Genomic DNA, 17,050 nt, shown 5'->3' on the forward strand with positions numbered 1-17,050 from the left:
GCTGGCCGCCGTCGGCCGCGATCTCGCAGCGGTCGTGCAGGCCGACGAGCTTCAGCTGGTGCTGCTGGTCCAGCGCGTCGGGCGCGCCGACGCGTTCCAGCAGCGGCTGCAGGATCTCGCGGGTGAACGTGACCGGTTCCTCGCCCGCCCGGTCGCGTCTGCTCGCGCCGCGCGGACGGGGCGGCGGCAGCAAGCCGAGCAGCGCGCCGTCGGGGACGTCGAGGATTTCCTCCAGCACCCGCACCGCCGACAGCGACCCGGCGCGTTCCGGCTGGCGTTTGCCCGACTGCCAGTAGCTGAGCGCGGTGACGCTGACCGTCGCTCCCCGGGCGCGCAACCGTGCCTGGATCCGGTCCAGGGAAAGGCCGCTCGCTCCGATCGCGGCGCGCAGCGCGCTCGCGAACGCGGTCCGGGCACCTCCGTCGGTGTCCGGACCGGCGTGGTCCGCATGCCGCTGCGTCATGTCCCGCCGCCCGCCCCCGCTGGTAACCGACCGTGCCGAGCCCGACACAGGCACGGTAGCAGCCGCCGGACCAGGCACAGCGCCGCGGGACTCGGACGAACGGGCTAGTACTGGCAACTGTGAACCATTGCCGTGACCTGCGCCGTCGCGCTTCCATGGCCAGGACGGAACGCGCCGCCCCCGGCGCGTCCGGAGCCTCGGCCCCGGCAGCGCGGACCGCGCCCCGCGCCCGGCCGGCGGCCGCGCCCGGAACCGGTGGCCCGGCATGCCCCCAGAGGCCGGGCCACCGGTCATCCGCGCGGATCCGCCGTGACTTGCGCCCGCGGCCGGGGCGGCAGACGATGAGCGGGATCCCCGTCCGCGGGGCGATTTCCCTCGATCGCAGGTGGTCGAAATGGTGAAATTCCTTCTTCTTTCCCGTGCTGACCAGTCGGCCCAGGCGCCGCCGGAAGCCGCCGGGACCCGCACGGTCGGCGTGCGGGAAATCCTTCCGCGGCAGGGGGCGTGAGATGGCCGCACCGGAATTCGACGGCAAGTGCGCCTTCGCGCTGAGTCTCGGTCCCGCGAGCAAAGCACCCGCGGGCAAGCCGGAGCACGCGCTGGAGATCGACGGCAAGACCTACTACTTCTCCGGGGCGGTGCCGAAATTCCTGTTCCGGCTGATCCCCGGCAGCCGGGAACGCGCGGACCGGAGGTGGACGGCGGGGTGAGCCGCGCCACCGCCAGGCTGGTTACCAGCGGGTAGGCTCCGGGCATGGTCTTGCGGCAGAACATCCTGATCACCGGAGCCAGCTCCGGTCTCGGCGAGGGAATGGCCCGGCAGTTCGCCGCCCGCGGCCGCAATCTCGCGCTGTGCGCCCGGCGCACCGACCGGCTCGACGACCTGGCCGCGCAGCTGCGCGCCGCGTACCCGGGGATCGCCGTCGTCACGCGCGCGCTCGACGTCACCGACCACGACCGCGTCTTCAAGGTGTTCGAGGAATTCCGGTCGGAACTCGGCCGGCTCGACCGCGTGATCGTCAACGCCGGGCTCGGCAAGGGACAGCCGGTCGGCGCGGGACGGTTCGACGCCAACCGGCAGACCCTCGAGACCAACCTCGTCGGCGCGGTGGCCCAGATCGAGGCGGCGGCGGGCATCTTCCGCGAGCAGCGCGACGGGCATCTCGCGGTGATCTCGTCGTTCATGGCGCTGCGCGGTTTTCCCCGGAACCTCACCGCGTACTCCGCGTCGAAGGCCGGGATCTCCGCGTTCGCCGAGGGCGCGCGGCTGGAGCTGAGCGACCACGGCATCAAGGTCACCGACGTGCGGCCCGGCTACATCAGCTCCGAGATGACCGCGCGCTCGACCAAGCGCAATCCGCTGATGGTGTCGGCCGAGGCCGGTGCGCACGCGCTGGTGAAGGCGATCGAAGCGGAACCCAAGCGCGCGTACGTCCCTTCGTGGCCCTGGGTGCCGCTGAGTCTCGCGGTACGCTTGGCTCCGGGCCGGTTGCTGCGGACGTTTTCCTGACGGGACGGCATAAATGGGTGCGATCTACCTGATCCGGCACGGCCAGGCGTCGTTCGGCGCGGCGGATTACGACGCGTTGTCGCCGCTGGGCTTCGAACAGTCCACTTTGGTCGGTGCGGAACTGAAGCGGCGCGGGGTCGAGTTCGCGCAGGTGCGCTCGGGAACGCTGGCCCGCCAGCGGGACACCGCGGCGACGGCGCTGAAGGTCCTCGGCTGCGACGTGCCGGTGGTCGAGGACGAACGGTGGAACGAATACGACCACGTCGACATCGCGCGGCATCACGCGGGCGGTGCGCCGCAAGAGGATTCGCGCGAGTACCAGCGGTTGCTGGACGCCGCTCTGACCGCGTGGGTCGGCTCCGGCGACAGTGGTCCGTGCACGGAAAGCTGGCCCGCTTTCCTCGACCGTTGCACGGCGGCGCTGGCCGAGCTGGTCGGTTCGCTGGGCAAGGGCGAGAACGGGCTCGTGTTCACCTCGGGCGGCGTGCTGGGCGCGGTCGCCGGGTCGTTGCTGGGCACGCCCGGGCCCGGGCTGCTGAAGCTGAACCGCGTCACCGTGAACACCGGGATCACGAAGCTGGCATCCGGTCGCGGCGGCGTGACTCTGTTGTCCTTCAACGAGCATCCGCATCTCGAAGGCGAGACCGCGCGGCTGCTCAGCTACCGGTAGGAGGCCGTCGTGCAGTTCGGTGAGGTCACGATCGTGCCGGTGAACGGGCACGGTCCGGAAGACGTGGTCGTGGACGCCGAGGGCCGGGTCTACACCGGCGTCGACGACGGCCGGATCCTGCGGGTTTCGCCGGACGGACGGCGGATCGACCTGGTCGGCGACACCGGCGGCCGCCCGCTCGGACTGGAGCTGTACGGCGACGGCGAACTCCTGATCTGCGACGCCCGCGCCGGGTTGCTGACCATGCCGCTGGCCGGCGGCGAGATCACGACTCTCGCGACCTCCGGCGCCGGGCTCGACTTCGTGTTCTGCAACAACGCCGCGGTCGCCGCCGACGGCACGGTCTACTTCACGGATTCCTCGCGTCGCTTCGGCATCGACAACTGGCGCGACGACCTCATCGAGCAGACCGCGGGCGGACGGCTGCTGCGCCGCACGCCGGACGGGCACATCGACCTGCTCGTCGACGGTCTCCAGTTCGCGAACGGCGTCGCGCTGCCGCCGGACGAGTCCTATGTGGCGGTCGCCGAAACCGGCGCGTGCCGGGTCAGCCGGGTCTGGCTGACCGGTCCGCGCGCGGGCGACCTCGACGTCCTGATCGGCGACCTGCCGGGTTTCCCGGACAACATCGCGACCGGTTCGGACGGGCTGATCTGGATCACCGAGGCCAGCCCGCGGCTGCGTGCGCTCGACCTCGTGCGCCGTCTTCCCGCGCCGGTCCGGACGGCGGTCCGCGCGTTGCCGGCTTCGCTGCAGCCCGCGCCGAAACGCCGGGTGGGCGCGGTCGCCGTCGATCCGGACGGTGCGGTGGTGCGCGAACTGCGCGGCGAGATCCCGGGTTTCCACCTGCTCGTGGGCATCCGCGAGTACCACGGCCGCCTGTGGTTCGGCTCCCTGGAAGAAAACGCGATCGCCTACACCGACCTCTGATCAGCTGTCCGTGAAGCGGGAAATCAGCGTCCGGTCCACTGTGGACTGCGGCCGGCGGACCACGCGGCGTAGAACTCCTTGTGGTCCTTGGCGGTCATCAGCAGCGCCTGCGTGATGGCTTCCAGCTCGATCGAGCTCCCGAGATCGCTGTCGAGTTCGCGGGTCAGCAGCACCTTCGTGGTGGAGTACGCCAGGGCCGGGCCGTCCGCGAGCCGTCGCGCCAGTGCGGCGGCCTCGCCGGCCAGCTCGTCGTCGGGGACCACCCGGTTCGCCAGCCCGATCGCTTCGGCCCGCGCGGCGGGAAGTTTGTCACCCAGCATCAGCAGTTCCGTCGCGCGGCCGAGGCCAACCAGGCGCGGCAGCAGATACGCCGAACCCATGTCGGCGCCCGCCAAGCCGACCTTGGTGAACAGGAAGGCGAACTTCGCCGATTCGGCCAGCAGCCGGAAATCGCTCGCCAGCGCGAGCACGGAACCGGCGCCCGCCGCGACGCCGTTGATCGCCGCGATGATCGGGATCGGCGTTTCGCGCATGGCTTTCACCACCGCGCCGGTCATCCGCGTGAATTCGAGCAGTTCCGCCGTGTCCATTTTCTGCAGTTCGCCGATGATTTCCTCGACGTCGCCGCCCGAGCAGAACCCGCGGCCCTTCCCGGTGAGCACGAGCACCCGCACGTCGCCGCGATGCGGCAGTTCGGCGACGAGGTCGCGCAGGTCGGCGTAGACGTCGAAGGTGAGAGCGTTGAGTTTTTCCGGACGGTCGAAGGTCACCGTCGCGACCCCGTCGTCCACCGTGAACTCGAAGTGCTCCCACGATTTCGTGAGCGGGACACTGGCGCGGAACGGGCTCATTTCTGGATTCCTCCACCGTCGAGTACGAGGGTCTGTCCGTTGATCGCGGCCGCCTCCGGGGCGGCGAAAAACTCCACGGCGTAAGCGATTTCGCCGGGTTCGAGCAGCCGTCCGAGCGGGGAGGCGGCGGCGAGCGCGGCTTCCGCGTCGGCTTCGTCGCGGCCGGTGCGCTCACGGATCCGGGCGACCGACGTCGCGGTCATGTCGGTGCGCACGAACGACGGGCACACCGCGTTCGCCGTGACGCCCGTGCCAGCCACTTCCGCCGCCACCGCACGCATCAGCCCGACCGCCGCGTGCTTCGACGCGGTGTAGCCCGAGGTGTAGCGCGCCCCGGCCAATCCCGCGGTCGACGCGACCGTGACTATCCGTCCGTAGTCGCGTTCGCGCATGCCCGGCAACACCTCGCGGGTGCACAGGAACGCGCCGGTCGCGTTCACCTCGAACTGGCCGCGCCAGTCGTCGAGACCGGTCTTCGCCAGTGGCGCGCTCGAGGACACCCCGGCGTTGTTGACCAGCACGTCGACCGGTCCGAGCCGGGCGAAGTACGCGCGGACGGCGGCTTCGTCGGTCACGTCGCATTCGGCGCGGCCGGGGGAGTGCACGGTCGCGCCGGCGTCGCGGAACCGCTCGGCGACGGCCGCGCCGATGCCGCGGGTGCCGCCGGTGACCACGACGACTCGGTCGGAAAAACTGCTCACTCCCGAAAGCTACACCGCAGCGGGCTGAGGTGTATAGAGTTGCCTCGTGCCCGACACCGAACCCGCCCGCACGCCCCAGGAGCTCGTGATGACGCTGCTGGGCAGCTACGTGCGCCCGCGCGAGAGCAGGCGCGTGTGGTCCGGCGGGCTTGTCGCGCTGCTGCACGAGCTGGGCTTCTCCGACGGCGCGGCCCGGATCGCGCTGACTCGGCTGGTGCGCCGCGGCCTGCTGTCCCGGCACCGCGAGGGCAGGCTGGTGCACTACTCGCTGACCCCGCGCACGGTCGCCCTGCTCGACGACGGCGACCGGCGGATCTTCGGACTCGGCCGCCGGGACGAACCGGCCGGGACCTGGACCGTGCTGTGGCAGAACATCCCGGAGACCCGGCGCACCTCCCGCGAACGGCTGGTGCGGCGGCTGCGGTTCCTCGGGTTCGGCCCGGTCCAGGACGGCACCTGGCTCGCCCCGCACGACCGCGAGGCCGAGGTGCTTGCGCTGCTCTCCGAACTCGAAGTCGCCGAACACGCCGGTCTGATGCTGGGCACGCCGTCCGCCGCGCTGGACGTGCGCCAGCTCGCCGGACGGGCCTGGGACCTCGACGGACTGTCCGCCCGCTACGCCGCGTTCGTCGCCGAATTCGGCGACTGCCCGAAGGATCTCAGCGACCCGGAAGCGTTCGCCGTGCGCACCCGGCTGGTGCACACTTATCGCGAATTCCCTTCGCTGGACCCGGAATTGCCGTCCGGGCTGATCCCCGCGCCGCAGACGCGGGCGGCGGCGGTCAAGCTGTTCCACGACCTGTATTCGGCGCTCGCGCCACCCGCTCAGCGCCACTTCGACCGAACCCTGTCCCCGAGATGAGGAACCCGATGACCGGAACAGACGACACCCAGGCCGCGCTCAGTTACACGTCCTACCTGGCGCTCGACGAGGTGCTCGCCGCGCAGCGCCCGCGTTCGGACGAACACGACGAACTGCTGTTCATCGTGATCCACCAGGTCTACGAGCTGTGGTTCAAGCAGATCCTGCACGAGGCCGCGTTCCTGCAGGAGAACCTGGAAGCGGGCAACACCGCGCATTCGATCCGCACGCTGCGCCGCATCCTGACCGTGCTGAAGGTGGTGGTCGCGCAGATCGACGTGCTGGAGACGATGACGCCCAGCCAGTTCACCAGCTTCCGCGCCCGCCTCGACGCTTCGAGCGGCTTCCAGTCCGGCCAGTTCCGCGAGCTGGAGGCGGTGCTCGGCCGCCGCGACGAGCGCGTGTTCGCGCACTATCCGGACGGCGGCGAGCAGCGCAGCCGGATCGCCGACGCGATGCGCCGTCCGTCGGTGTTCGACTCGTTCCTGGCCTACCTGTCCGGAAAGGGCTATCCGGTCGACACCGGACGCGACGTGACCCGTCCGCTGGAGCCGTCGCCGGAATTGCAGGAAGTGCTGCTGAAGGTCTACCAGGACGACGGCGGCCCGTCGGTGCTCGCCGAGGCGCTGGTCGACCTCGACGAGGGCCTGCAGGAATGGCGCTACCGGCACGTGAAGATGGTCGAACGCACGATCGGCGACAAGACCGGCACCGGCGGTTCGTCCGGCGCGGCCTACCTGCGCACCACGCTGTTCAACCCGATGTTCCCGGACCTGTGGGCTGTCCGGAGCCGGTTGTGACCACAGTGGAGTCCTTGCGCGCCAAGGGAAACGCGCTCGCCCCGCACTATTCGCGGTTCCGCGTCGCCGACCGGCTGCTGTTGTCCGCGCATTCGCACCAGGCCTGGCCGGACGTCGCCGAAGAGGGCCTGTGCGAAGCGTTCGCCGACGCCGCGGAGGAGGTGGACGAGAAGTGGGGCCGGGCGTTCGCGAAGGCCGACGAGCTGCGGAACGGGTTCCGGCAGTGGCTGTCTGATCCGCACGGCGACTACACGCTCGGCCAGAACACTCACGAACTCGTGCTGCGGTTCCTGTCCGCGATCGAGCTGCGGAAGCGGCCGCGATTGGTGACCACCGACGGGGAATTCCACACTTTGCGCCGCCAGCTCACCCGGTTGGCCGAGGAGGGCGTCGAGGTCGTCCGCGTGCCCGCCGCACCGGTCGCGACGCTGGCCGAACGGCTCGCTGAACAGGTCGACGGCCGCACCGCCGCGGTGCTCACGTCGGCGGTCTTGTTCGAGACCTCCTGGATCGTGCCCGGTCTCGCCCATCTGGCTGAAACGTGCCGGAGCCGCTCGGTCGAGCTGGTCGTCGACGCGTACCACGCGGTCGGCGCGGTCCCGTTCCCGCTGCACGACCTCGGCCTCACCAACGCGTGGGTGCTCGGCGGCGGTTACAAGTACCTCCAACTCGGCGAAGGCAACTGCTTCCTGCGGCTGCCCGCGCACGCGCAGGAGCTGCGCCCGGTGATTACCGGCTGGTACGCGGAATTCGGCGCACTCGCCGACGAACGCCGGCCGGACGAAGTCGCGTACGCCCCTGGCGGCGACCGGTTCGCCGGAGCCACCTACGACCCGTCGAGCCACTACCGCGGCGTGCGGGTGCAGCAGTTCTTCGCCGAACACGGACTCACCGCCGAGTTCCTGCGCGAGGTGTCGCAGCACCAGGTCGGCCTGCTCGCCCGCTGCTTCGACGATCTCGGCCTGCCGGACGACGTCGTCACCCGCGACCGCGAAACACCGCTCGACGGCATCGGCGGCTTCCTCTCGCTGCGCAGCCCGGTCGCCGGGCGCCTGTGCGAACGCTTGGCCGCGCGCGGCGTGCGGACCGACAGCCGAGGGCATTACCTGCGGTTCGGCCCCGCGCCGTACCTGTCCGATGAACAGCTCGAAACGGCGATTTCCACACTTCGGGAAGCTGTCGCGGATCTGGGGTGAAGCTCCCGGGATGCGGGTGGTGGCCCGGAGAACGGCGAAGTAGGTTGACGGTGTGCACTGCGGAACGGGCAACCCTCGTTCCCCGGTGCGCACCGTTCACACATGCGCGCGGCCACGAGCCGCGTGGGAGACAAAGGAGTCACCACCGTGACCGAAGGCGTGTTCGGCCGGCACAGCGGCCATGAGCAAGTCGTGTTCTGCCACGACGAGGCCAGTGGGCTGAAAGCCATCATCGGCATCTACTCCACCGCTTTGGGCCCGGCCCTCGGCGGCACCCGGTTCTACCCCTACGCCACTGAGGACGCCGCGCTGGACGACGTTCTCGCGCTCTCCAAGGGAATGGCGTACAAGAACGCGCTCGCCGGCCTCGACCTCGGCGGCGGCAAGGCCGTCATCATCGGCGACCCGAACACGCTGAAGTCCGAAGCGCTTCTCCGCGCGTACGGCCGGTTCGTGGACTCGCTCGGCGGCCGGTACATCACTGCCTGCGACATGGGCACTTATGTGCGCGACATGGACGTCGTCGCCCGCGAGACCCGGCACGTAACCGGACGTTCCCCGGAGGACGGCGGGGCCGGAGATTCCTCGGTGCTCACCGCCTTCGGCGTGTACCAGGGGATGCGCGCGTCCGCTGAGCAGGTGTGGGGCGTGCCCGAGCTGACCGGCCGCCGCGTCGGTGTCGCCGGGGTCGGCAAGGTCGGCCACATCCTCGTCGGCCACCTGGTGGAGGCCGGCGCGCACGTGGTGATCACCGATGTCGCGTCCAGCGCCGTGGAACGCGCCCGTGCCGCGTACCCGGACGTCGAGGTGGTGTCCGATGTGGACACCATGATCGAGACCGAACTGGACGTCTTCGCGCCCTGCGCGATGGGCGGCGTGCTCACCGACGAGACCGTGGCCGCCCTGCGCGCCCAGATCGTCTGCGGCGCGGCCAACAACCAGCTCGCGCACCCCGGCGTCGACAAGCTGCTGAACGACCGCGGCATCCTGTTCGCCCCGGACTACCTGGTGAACGCGGGCGGCGTGATCCAGGTGGACGACGAACGGCACGGCTTCGACTTCGCCCGCGCCCAGCGCAAGACGGCGGCCATCTTCGACACCACGAAGGCGGTGTACGAACTGGCGAAGGCCGACGGCGTGCCCCCCGCCGCCGCTGCCGACCGCCTCGCCGAACGCCGGATGACCGACGTCGGCCGCCTGCGCTCGATCCTCACGGTGTAACTCCGCAGAAGTCCGTGAAGGGCTCCTTGCGGGAATCAGATTCCCGCAAGGAGCCCTTCACAGCCAGCGACCGGTGGTGAGGGGCCCCTTCACGGACCGCCGCCCACCGCTTCACAGTGCTGCATCCAAGGTGACATCGGGGCCGCGAGCCCCGCCCCGTCGCGAACCGCAACCGGTGCACTAACCCAGCCAGGCTCCCACACCGCCCAACCGCAGCCGACGAACCCGACGGACGGTGCACCCACACCACCCCCGCACCCCGATACGAAGCCAAAACGCGGTCTGGGGTTGCTTGTCAAGGCATCTTTCCCGCCTTGACAAGCAACCCCAGACCGTCGTCACAATGGGGCTTCGGGGTGCCCCACGAACCTATTTCTCTATGCGGCGATCAGCCGCTCTTACGCCGAAAAGTCCGCTTATTAGCCGCCGGCCCATGCGCGTGCTGGCTCTGCTGTCCGGCGTTCTCGTGAGCGGCCCCCTCGCGCGCCTTGGCCTGTTTCCGCTCCAGCGCCTCGCGGAACTTCCGCTTGACGTCGCCCTCCCCGTCGCTGGGTGCCGGTTGCGCTTCACTCATGGCTGACCTCCGAAGGTGACGACGTGGTACTCCGCCAGCCTGGCACCCTTCGCGCACCTTGGCGAGCCATTTCAGAGTGACGCCACCCGGCGGTGGCTCGGCTCGCCAGCCTTCCGCTGCATCGGCACGACAGCCTCCGCGTCCACCGGACGAACCCGCTGAACCATGCGCCAGCCGGCACCGAGCACAAGCCCGAACACCGCCGCACCAGCCAAGATCACCGCCACCCAGGCGGTCACCGCAGTGAAAACCAGAGCCCCGGACCGGCCGTACGCGAAGCCGGACAGAACCGCCCAGCCCACCGCCGTCACCCCGGTCGCGGCGAGAGGAGTCGTGACCACTGCCACTGCGCCGATCACGAGCGCGACAGCCGCGACGGCGTAGCTGGGATGCGCAGTGCCTCCAGCGAGGTCCGCGCCGATCGCAGCCGCTACTACCGCCACACAACCGAGCGGGAAACCGAATCCGCCAGCGAGCCGTCGTTCAGTACGCATGCCCCATGGCACCCCGAGCGGGCGCGTGAAGGAGCCGCGCGGACGGGTTCCGTACGCCCCGGCGCTTGTTATTGACGGCTTCTTGACCTCTTCAGGCGCGCTCGGTCGCGCGGACGATCGCGGCCACGATGTCCGGCCACAGCGGTTCCGGCAGGTCGTGGCCCATGCCGGGGACGATGACCAGTTCCGCGTCCGGGATCGCCGCCGCGGTGGCTTTGCCGCCGCTGACGTCGATCATCACGTCTGAGTCGCCGTGCAGCACGACGGTCGGCACCCGGACGTCGTGCAGTCGTTCAGTGCGGTCGCCCGACGCGACGACGGCGGCCGCCTGCCGCTGCATCCCGACCGGGTGCCGTCCCCGGTCGTAGTTCCGGGTTGCCTTGCGCCGCAAGTACTCCTCGGTGGCCGGATAGCCCGGCGATCCCGTCACGCGGTAGTTCGCGATGCTCTGTTCGATCTGCTCCTCGCGCGATTCCGGCGCCGGTTTGGTGAGCGTCTCCAGCGCGGCGGGCGAGACCTGGCCGACCGACGGGTCGCCGGTCGTCGACATGATCGACGTCAGGCTCAGCAGCCGGTCCGGGTGGTCGATCGCGAGCTGCTGCGCGACCATCCCGCCCATCGAAGCGCCGACGACGTGCGCCTTCGCGAAACCGAGCGCGTCGAACAGCCCGACGGTGTCGTCGGCGAGGTCCGAGAGCAGATACGGAGCCCGGGCGGTGCCCGCGATGATCCCGGCGAGGTCCGGCGTGCCGAGTTCGTCGAACCAGGTGGACAGGCCCGCGTCGCGATTGTCGAAGCGCACGACGTGGAAGCCGCGGCTCGCGAGCAGCTCGCAGAAGCCCTCCTCCCAGGTGATCATCTGGGCGCCGAGTCCCATCACCAGGACGACCGGCGGGGCGGCCGGGTCGCCGAACGTGTCGTACTCGAGTTCGAGGCCGTTGGCCTGTGCGCGTGGCATGCCCCGATCATGCCGCAGCCCGGAACCGCGTGTGGCCGAGCCGGCCGGTCGCCGGTTACGGTGCACGGCATGCCGACTCCGCGTGCCGGACAGCGCGCCAGGTCCCGTTCCGCCGCCGGGCTGCCCGCGGTCACCGCGAAGAAGGTGGTCGACGCGGCGGTGAAGCTCACCATCGAACGCGGCTTGGAGAACTGGACGCTGCGGCAGCTGGCCGCCGCGATCGGCGCGTACCCGGCGGTCGTCTACCACCACGTCGGGGACCGCGACGCGGTGGTGTGCGCGGTGCTGGACCGGGTCGTCGGCCAGCTGCGGCTGCCCGACGACAAGCTGGAGTGGCAGGAGTGGTTCGTCCAACTGCTGACCGGCCTGCGCGAGGTACTGCGCAAGCATCCGGGCACGGCGCGCCGGATGGCGTCGTTCGGCCCGTCGGTGGCCGCGGCCACGCCCACGATGGAACGAGGGGTGCGGATCCTGCTCGACGCGGGCTTCGGCGACGAAAGCCCGCTCGCCTACACCGTGCTCACGACCACCGCGTGCCAGTACGTCGCGCTGGAGGACGACCGGGACCGCAGCCTCGCGTTGCGCCTGGACAACACCGAGGAATACGCCTCCTACCGGGACCGCGAGGACCTGCCCGGCATGGCCGCGCACGGCCGGATGATGCACGAGCTGCTCACCGACCCCGAAGCCGCGGCCGGTTACCATCCGCGACTGTTCGACTTCGCGATCCGCAACTGCCTCGACGGCCTCACCTGCCGATTGGCCCGGCTGCGCGGCTGAAATTCGCGAAATTGCTCCGCGTGAGCATCCGCACTGGGCCGTCCGCGTGGTCGTGGTGAAAAGTCGGGCGGCCGCTGCGCCGACTGACACCGATTCGATGCCTTCCCGGCGTAGCGTGGACAGCTACCGGGGGCCTCGCCTCCGGAAGGGGCCCCCGGCACTTTCCTCCCCCCTCGTGGTGCCGGGGGCTCTCCTTCCGGCGGGTCAGTGCTGGGGCGGATGCTGGATCGCGGGGAACACCCGGCTCACCAAGGTCACGAGCGACATGGTCAGCAGCGTGTGCACCTGCCTGCGGTCCAGCGAGCGGTGCACGAGCCATTCGCGGCCCGCCGCCTTCACCATGCCGGCGAACGCGCGCACCGCGGCGTTCAGTTCCTCGCCGTGCGCGCTGTCGCGGGACAGCCCGACCGCCTCGAGGACGCGGTCGGCCGACGCGCGGTCGGCCTCGGCGACGATCCGGTCCACCTCCGGATCGCGGCCGATGCCCTCCGGCGCGATCGCGGCGAGCCACAGCTTCTCCTGCCCGCGCACCATGTCGAGCAGCCAGTCGATGGCGGCGTCCGCGCGGACTTCCAACGGGCCGTCCGGCAGAATCTGCACCGCGATCCGCGGCACTGTGAGCGCACGCCGAACGATTTCGAGGTACAACTCCCTTTTTGTTCCGAAATAATGATTGATCAGTCCGCGGGCCACGCCTGCCTCGGCCGCGATGTCCGAAGTGGACACTTCCGAATACGGTCGTTCGCCGAACAGCCGCGCCGCACAGGCGTAGATCTGCTCTTTGCGTTCGTCCGGTTCGAGTCGCCGCCACTTCGGCGCCGGATCGGTGCTCATGGCATCAGTTTGGCATGATCGGTTCAGAACGGCGGATTGACCGGGCCGAATGTCGCGGCGGAAACACGTTCGGCTGCTACCGCGCGGTATGGGTTGACGACCCGGTCAGTCCGGAAGCTCGATCGGCGCGAGGTCCGCGAAACGGTCGCCCGGACCGGGATTCGCCGGATCGCTCGCGCCGCCGAAGTGCCGTTGCACGCCCCATACCGCGTTGAGCGCGGTCTGCACCGCGCCCTCGGCCCAGCCCGCGGTCCACGAGATGTCGTCCCCCGCAAGGAATAAACCGCGATAGCGTTCGGGCAGTGAATCCTGCACGAAGTGCGTGAAAAGCCGGTGCTGGTACCGGTAATGCCCGGGCAGGTTCGCCTTGAACGCGCCCATAAAATGCGGTTCGGCCTCCCACGACACGGTCACCGGGTCGCCTACGATGTGCCGCCGCACGTCGACGCCGGGGTAGATCTCGCGCAGCGACTGCAGCATCACCTCGACGCGGTCGGACACGGAAAGCGGCAGCCACTTCAGCGAATCGTCGGCCCACGTGTAGGACAGGCAGATCACCGCGGGCCGGTCCGGGTCGTCGCCGAGAAGGTAGGTGCCGCGCGGCATCCGGTCGGTGAGCGTCATGCTCATCGTTTCGCGGCCGGTGACCGGGTCGCGGTCGAGCCAGAACGGGCGGTCCACCGGCACGAACACCTTGGAGGACGCCATGTAGTGCGTGCGCTCGATCGCCGTCCAGTGGTCGATCGGGAACAGGGCCTCGTCGCATTCGATCTTCGACAGCAGCATCCAGCTCTGCGCGGTGAACACCGCGGCGCCGAACGTGCGGATGTGGCCGGAGGCGTCGGTGACGGTGACGTTGTTCGGCGCGGTGCGGTGCAGCCGCGTGACCCCCGGCCGCGGCTCGCCGTTTTCGTGCAGGGAAGCGAGATTCGTGCCGGACGGCCAGTGTGCGAGCTTCTCCGGGACGTGGTCCCACAGCCGCTTCGGGAGCTGTCCGCTGCCGCCGACGATGCTGTGGTGGTCGTCGTCCGCGCCGGTATAGACGACGCGGAGGATTTCGAGAATCGAGTTCGGGAAGTCGGTGTCCCATCCGCCGGTGCCGAATCCGACCTGGCCGAAGATCTCTCGATGCCGGAACGAGGAAAAGGCCGGGGAATCACACAGGAATCCGTAGAAGGTCTGGTTGTCGAGCAGGGGCACGAGCTTGTTCCAGATCTTTTTGACCGTCGCGGCGTCGCGATTGCGGATCGCGGTCTGCATCTCGGCGAATGACGCGTGCTCGTCGAGCGTGCGTTGCCACGCTCGCGCCACTTCGCCGTACACCTCGGGCAGATCTTCGGGCGTGCGCGCGTAATAGCTTTGGCCCTTGAGATCGACCACTGTGCTCGGCGTGGCGGGCGAAAGCGGGTTCGGGAACGGCGTGGTTTCCAGCCCGGCCTTGTCGATGTAGTGGAACAGCGACGTCGAAGACGGCGGGAAACGCATCGCGCCCATCTCGGCGACCACGTCGTCGGGCAGGCCGGGGAAGTGGTGCGTGCGCAGCCGGCCGCCGATGCCGTCGATCTCGTACACGACCGGCCGCAGCCCGAGCTTCATCAGCTCGTAGGCGGTCACGATGCCGGAGAGGCCGCCGCCGATCACCGCGACCTCGGTGCCGTGCACCTCCTCCGGCACGCTGCCGAGTCCGGCCGGATGCGCGAGGTAATCGTCGTAGGCGAACGGGAAGTCGGGGCCGAACATCGTGATCGGCCGGCCGGCGGGTTCCTCGGCGTGGATCGCGGCGGGAACTGCGGAGGTCATGCCCGGGGTCCTTCGGTGAGAGAGCGGTACAGCGACGGCCGTCGGTCGGCCAGGTACGGGGTTTCAGCTCGCGTTCGGGCGAGCACCGCGGGGTCGAGTTCGGCGAACAGCAGCTCTTCGCCCGGCCCGGCCTTCGCGACGACTTCATCCGGCGACGCGACTGTCGAGCGGCCGCAGTAGGCGAGTTCGCCCTCGGTGTCGCAGCGATTCGCGTACACGACGTACAGCTGGCTTTCGTGTGCACGGACCGGAATGAGCAGGTCCGCGACGCGCTCGTACGGCCGCATCAACGCGGTGGGTACGAGCAGCAGTTCTGTGCCCGCGAGCGCGTGCGCGCGGACCAGCTCGGGGAACTCGACGTCGTAACAGATCAGCAGGCCGGTGCGGAGGCCGTTCACCTCGGCCTGGACCACCGGCTCGTCGCCGGGCGAGAACTGGTCGCGGTCGAGGTCGCCGAACAGGTGGGTCTTGCGGTAGTTCGCGAGCCGTTCCCCTTGTGCGGACAGCAATTGCGCCGAGTTGTACACCGCGTCGCCGTCGCGCTCGGGATAGCCGTAGACCAGCGCGACCTTGTGTTTGGCAGCCAACGCGCCCAGCTCGGCCGCCCGGGGTCCATCCGCCGGTTCCGCCAGCTCGGCGACGGCTTGCGCGCCGATGTTGTACCCCGTCGTGCCCATCTCGGCAGTCACGATCAGCTCGGCACCGCGCTCGGCCGCGGCGGCCATCGCCTCGGGCAGCCGTTCGAACGGTCCTTGGTGGACGGCGACGATCATCGGACGCTCTCCGCGAGCCGCGAGCGACGGACGCTGTAGCCGAAGTAGATGACAAGGCCGAGCAGCATCCACGCGCCGAACACGATCCAGGTCGCCCCGTCGAGGCTGAACATCATGTAGGCGCAGCAAGCCACCCCGAGGATCGGCGTGACCGGCGAAAACGGCACGCGGAACGTGCGCTCGGCCTCGGGACGGCGTTTGCGCAGGATCAGCACGGCGACGTTGACCAGCCCGAACGCGAACAGCGTCCCGATGCTGGTGGCGTCGGCGAGCTTGCCGAGCGGGACGAAGGCGGCGAGCACCGCGACGAATCCGGAGACCACGAGCGTGTTGGTGCGCGGAACGCCGGTTTTCGGATGCACTGTGGACAGCGACTTCGGCACGAGCCCGTCGCGGGACATGGCGAACAGGATCCGAGTCTGTCCGTAAAGGACGGTCAGCACGACGCTGGAGATCGCCACGATCGCGCCGATCGCGAGCAGGATGGCCCAGAGCGGGTTGCTGGTGATCGTGGTCAGCACGTGGGAGAGCGCGGCTTGTTTGTCGCCGAACTGCTGCCAGGGCAGCGCGCCGATCGCCGCGACCGCGACGAGGCAGTAGAGAACGGTCACGATGCCCAGCGACAGCAGAATCGCGCGCGGCAGGTCACGCTGCGGGTTGCGCGCTTCTTCGCCAGCGGTGGAGGCGGCGTCGAACCCGATGTAGGAGAAGAACAACTTCGCCCCGCCGGCGCTCATCCCGGCCAGCCCGAGCGGCAGGAAGGGCGTGAAGTTCTGCGCCCGGACCGCGGTGAACGCGATGGCGCAGAACAGAATCAGCGTGCCGATCTTCACCGCGACCATGATCGCGTTGGCCCGCGCGCTCTCCTTCGCGCCGGACAGCAACAGCACCATCGCCAGCAGCACCACGACAATCGCCGGAATGTTGACCAGCCCGCCGTCGCCCGGAGGCCCGCTGAGCGCGTCCGGCAACGTCACGCCGAACGCCACGTGCAGCAGTTCGTTGACGTATTGCCCCCACCCGACCGCGACCGACGCGACGGAGACGCCGTACTCCAGCACCAAACACCAGCCGCACACCCAGGCGACCAGTTCGCCGAGCGTCGCGTACGCATAGGAGTACGAGGAGCCGGAGAGCGGGATCATGCCCGCCAGCTCGGCGTAGGAAAGCGCGGAGAACAACGCGGTGATGCCGGCCAGAACGAACGAGACCACGACGGCGGGCCCGGCCACCGGAACCGCCTCGCCGAGCACCACGAAGATCCCGCTGCCCAGGGTGGCCCCGATGCTGAGCATGGTCAGCTGGCTCAGCCCGAGTGACCGCTTCAGCGGACCGTGATCCGCCTCGGCCACCAGATCGGTGACCGGTTTGCGGCGCAGCATCGCCGTGGCGAGCCTTCCGCGCGCAGGACTGGTGGAGGTGGTGCTCACCGGCTGGCTCCTAGCGATTGATTGTGACGGCACTGTCGACTTCGAGCCACGGTATCGATCGAAAATTGCCCCGAGAACCGAGATCTGTTGTGGATTGCTGGCGATGGAGGGTGATTCATTGCGCTCTCGAGGTTGGTTTCTGCGGGGCTTGCCGGTCTGGGCCGAGGGCTTCCAGGCCGTTGTTGACTCTAAGTGATCGGGGA

Annotated in this window: 18 protein-coding genes and 1 pseudogene; 9 read left to right on the forward strand and 10 right to left on the reverse strand. The window is 69.6% G+C overall.

Going from position 1 to position 17,050, the window contains the following annotated elements; all coding sequences use genetic code 11:
* Nucleotides 1–463 (reverse strand): annotated as a pseudogene (locus tag ATK30_RS01665) (hypothetical protein); the annotation flags it as partial.
* Between the two features lie 509 nt (nt 464–972).
* On the opposite strand from ATK30_RS01665, the gene ATK30_RS01670 reads away from it, so the two are divergent.
* Genes ATK30_RS01670 through ATK30_RS01685 form a run of 4 tightly spaced genes read left to right on the forward strand, consistent with a single transcriptional unit; the run spans nt 973 to nt 3,573 of the window.
* On the forward strand, nt 973–1,173 hold the full coding sequence (locus ATK30_RS01670) for a hypothetical protein (protein ID WP_101433973.1): 201 nt from the start codon (nt 973–975) through the stop codon (nt 1,171–1,173).
* A gap of 44 nt (nt 1,174–1,217) precedes the next feature.
* Entirely contained in the window at nt 1,218–1,973 is a 756-nt protein-coding gene (locus ATK30_RS01675) for an SDR family oxidoreductase (RefSeq protein WP_101433974.1), read from the forward strand.
* Between the two features lie 13 nt (nt 1,974–1,986).
* Nucleotides 1,987–2,643: a histidine phosphatase family protein gene (locus ATK30_RS01680; RefSeq protein ID WP_101433975.1), complete on the forward strand. Its 657-nt coding sequence runs from the start codon at nt 1,987–1,989 to the stop codon at nt 2,641–2,643.
* Nucleotides 2,644–2,652: 9 nt separating this feature from the next.
* Nucleotides 2,653–3,573 carry an SMP-30/gluconolactonase/LRE family protein gene (locus ATK30_RS01685; RefSeq protein WP_101433976.1) on the forward strand — a complete coding sequence of 307 codons (921 nt, stop codon included), beginning with the start codon at nt 2,653–2,655 and terminating at the stop codon, nt 3,571–3,573.
* 23 nt (nt 3,574–3,596) lie between these two features.
* Here ATK30_RS01685 and ATK30_RS01690 read toward each other — a convergent pair whose 3' ends face one another.
* Nucleotides 3,597–4,424: an enoyl-CoA hydratase family protein gene (locus ATK30_RS01690; protein WP_101433977.1), complete on the reverse strand. Its 828-nt coding sequence runs from the start codon at nt 4,422–4,424 to the stop codon at nt 3,597–3,599.
* The gene (locus tag ATK30_RS01695) at nt 4,421–5,125 is read right to left on the reverse strand and encodes an SDR family NAD(P)-dependent oxidoreductase (RefSeq protein WP_101433978.1); all 705 of its coding nucleotides are present in this window, start codon (nt 5,123–5,125) and stop codon (nt 4,421–4,423) included. Before ATK30_RS01695 ends, ATK30_RS01690 begins: the two co-directional genes overlap by 4 nt.
* A gap of 88 nt (nt 5,126–5,213) precedes the next feature.
* Between ATK30_RS01695 and ATK30_RS01700 the strand changes: the two genes are divergently transcribed.
* The 4 genes from ATK30_RS01700 to ATK30_RS01715 all read left to right on the forward strand — a co-directional run bounded on the left by ATK30_RS01700 (nt 5,214) and on the right by ATK30_RS01715 (nt 9,204).
* The gene (locus ATK30_RS01700) at nt 5,214–5,987 is read left to right on the forward strand and encodes a PaaX family transcriptional regulator (protein WP_101434417.1); all 774 of its coding nucleotides are present in this window, start codon (nt 5,214–5,216) and stop codon (nt 5,985–5,987) included.
* Nucleotides 5,988–5,995: 8 nt separating this feature from the next.
* Entirely contained in the window at nt 5,996–6,787 is a 792-nt protein-coding gene (locus ATK30_RS01705; protein WP_101433979.1) for a tryptophan 2,3-dioxygenase, read from the forward strand.
* Nucleotides 6,784–7,983: a kynureninase gene (locus ATK30_RS01710; protein WP_101433980.1), complete on the forward strand. Its 1,200-nt coding sequence runs from the start codon at nt 6,784–6,786 to the stop codon at nt 7,981–7,983. The genes ATK30_RS01705 and ATK30_RS01710 overlap by 4 nt, the downstream gene beginning before the upstream one ends.
* Before the next feature lie 147 nt (nt 7,984–8,130).
* The gene (locus tag ATK30_RS01715) at nt 8,131–9,204 is read left to right on the forward strand and encodes a Glu/Leu/Phe/Val dehydrogenase dimerization domain-containing protein (RefSeq protein ID WP_101434418.1); all 1,074 of its coding nucleotides are present in this window, start codon (nt 8,131–8,133) and stop codon (nt 9,202–9,204) included.
* A gap of 388 nt (nt 9,205–9,592) precedes the next feature.
* On the opposite strand, the gene ATK30_RS01720 is transcribed toward ATK30_RS01715, so the two are convergent.
* The 3 genes from ATK30_RS01720 to ATK30_RS01730 form a co-directional block, all read right to left on the reverse strand.
* Nucleotides 9,593–9,778 (reverse strand): DUF5302 domain-containing protein, encoded by a 186-nt coding sequence (locus ATK30_RS01720; RefSeq protein ID WP_101433981.1) that lies wholly within the window; start codon nt 9,776–9,778, stop codon nt 9,593–9,595.
* Between the two features lie 71 nt (nt 9,779–9,849).
* Complete coding sequence (locus ATK30_RS01725; RefSeq protein WP_101433982.1) at nt 9,850–10,272, reverse strand: hypothetical protein; 423 nt, start codon at nt 10,270–10,272, stop codon at nt 9,850–9,852.
* Nucleotides 10,273–10,363: 91 nt separating this feature from the next.
* Nucleotides 10,364–11,230 carry an alpha/beta fold hydrolase gene (locus ATK30_RS01730; RefSeq protein WP_101433983.1) on the reverse strand — a complete coding sequence of 289 codons (867 nt, stop codon included), beginning with the start codon at nt 11,228–11,230 and terminating at the stop codon, nt 10,364–10,366.
* A 69-nt stretch (nt 11,231–11,299) separates the two neighbouring features.
* On the opposite strand from ATK30_RS01730, the gene ATK30_RS01735 reads away from it, so the two are divergent.
* A complete protein-coding gene (locus ATK30_RS01735; protein WP_101433984.1) occupies nt 11,300–12,010 on the forward strand; it encodes a TetR/AcrR family transcriptional regulator in 711 nt (236 codons plus the stop codon).
* Between the two features lie 204 nt (nt 12,011–12,214).
* Here the strand turns inward: ATK30_RS01735 and ATK30_RS01740 are convergent, their stop codons facing one another.
* The 4 genes from ATK30_RS01740 to ATK30_RS01755 all read right to left on the reverse strand — a co-directional run bounded on the left by ATK30_RS01740 (nt 12,215) and on the right by ATK30_RS01755 (nt 16,799).
* On the reverse strand, nt 12,215–12,844 hold the full coding sequence (locus ATK30_RS01740) for a TetR/AcrR family transcriptional regulator (RefSeq protein ID WP_101433985.1): 630 nt from the start codon (nt 12,842–12,844) through the stop codon (nt 12,215–12,217).
* Between the two features lie 105 nt (nt 12,845–12,949).
* On the reverse strand, nt 12,950–14,644 hold the full coding sequence (locus ATK30_RS01745; protein WP_101433986.1) for a flavin monoamine oxidase family protein: 1,695 nt from the start codon (nt 14,642–14,644) through the stop codon (nt 12,950–12,952).
* Complete coding sequence (locus tag ATK30_RS01750) at nt 14,641–15,417, reverse strand: carbon-nitrogen hydrolase family protein (protein WP_101433987.1); 777 nt, start codon at nt 15,415–15,417, stop codon at nt 14,641–14,643. Before ATK30_RS01750 ends, ATK30_RS01745 begins: the two co-directional genes overlap by 4 nt.
* Nucleotides 15,414–16,799: an amino acid permease gene (locus ATK30_RS01755; protein ID WP_101433988.1), complete on the reverse strand. Its 1,386-nt coding sequence runs from the start codon at nt 16,797–16,799 to the stop codon at nt 15,414–15,416. The genes ATK30_RS01750 and ATK30_RS01755 overlap by 4 nt, the downstream gene beginning before the upstream one ends.
* Between the last annotated feature and the right edge of the window lie 251 nt (nt 16,800–17,050).

The organism is Amycolatopsis echigonensis (assembly GCF_002846615.1).
Classification (GTDB): Bacteria; Actinomycetota; Actinomycetes; order Mycobacteriales; family Pseudonocardiaceae; genus Amycolatopsis; species Amycolatopsis echigonensis.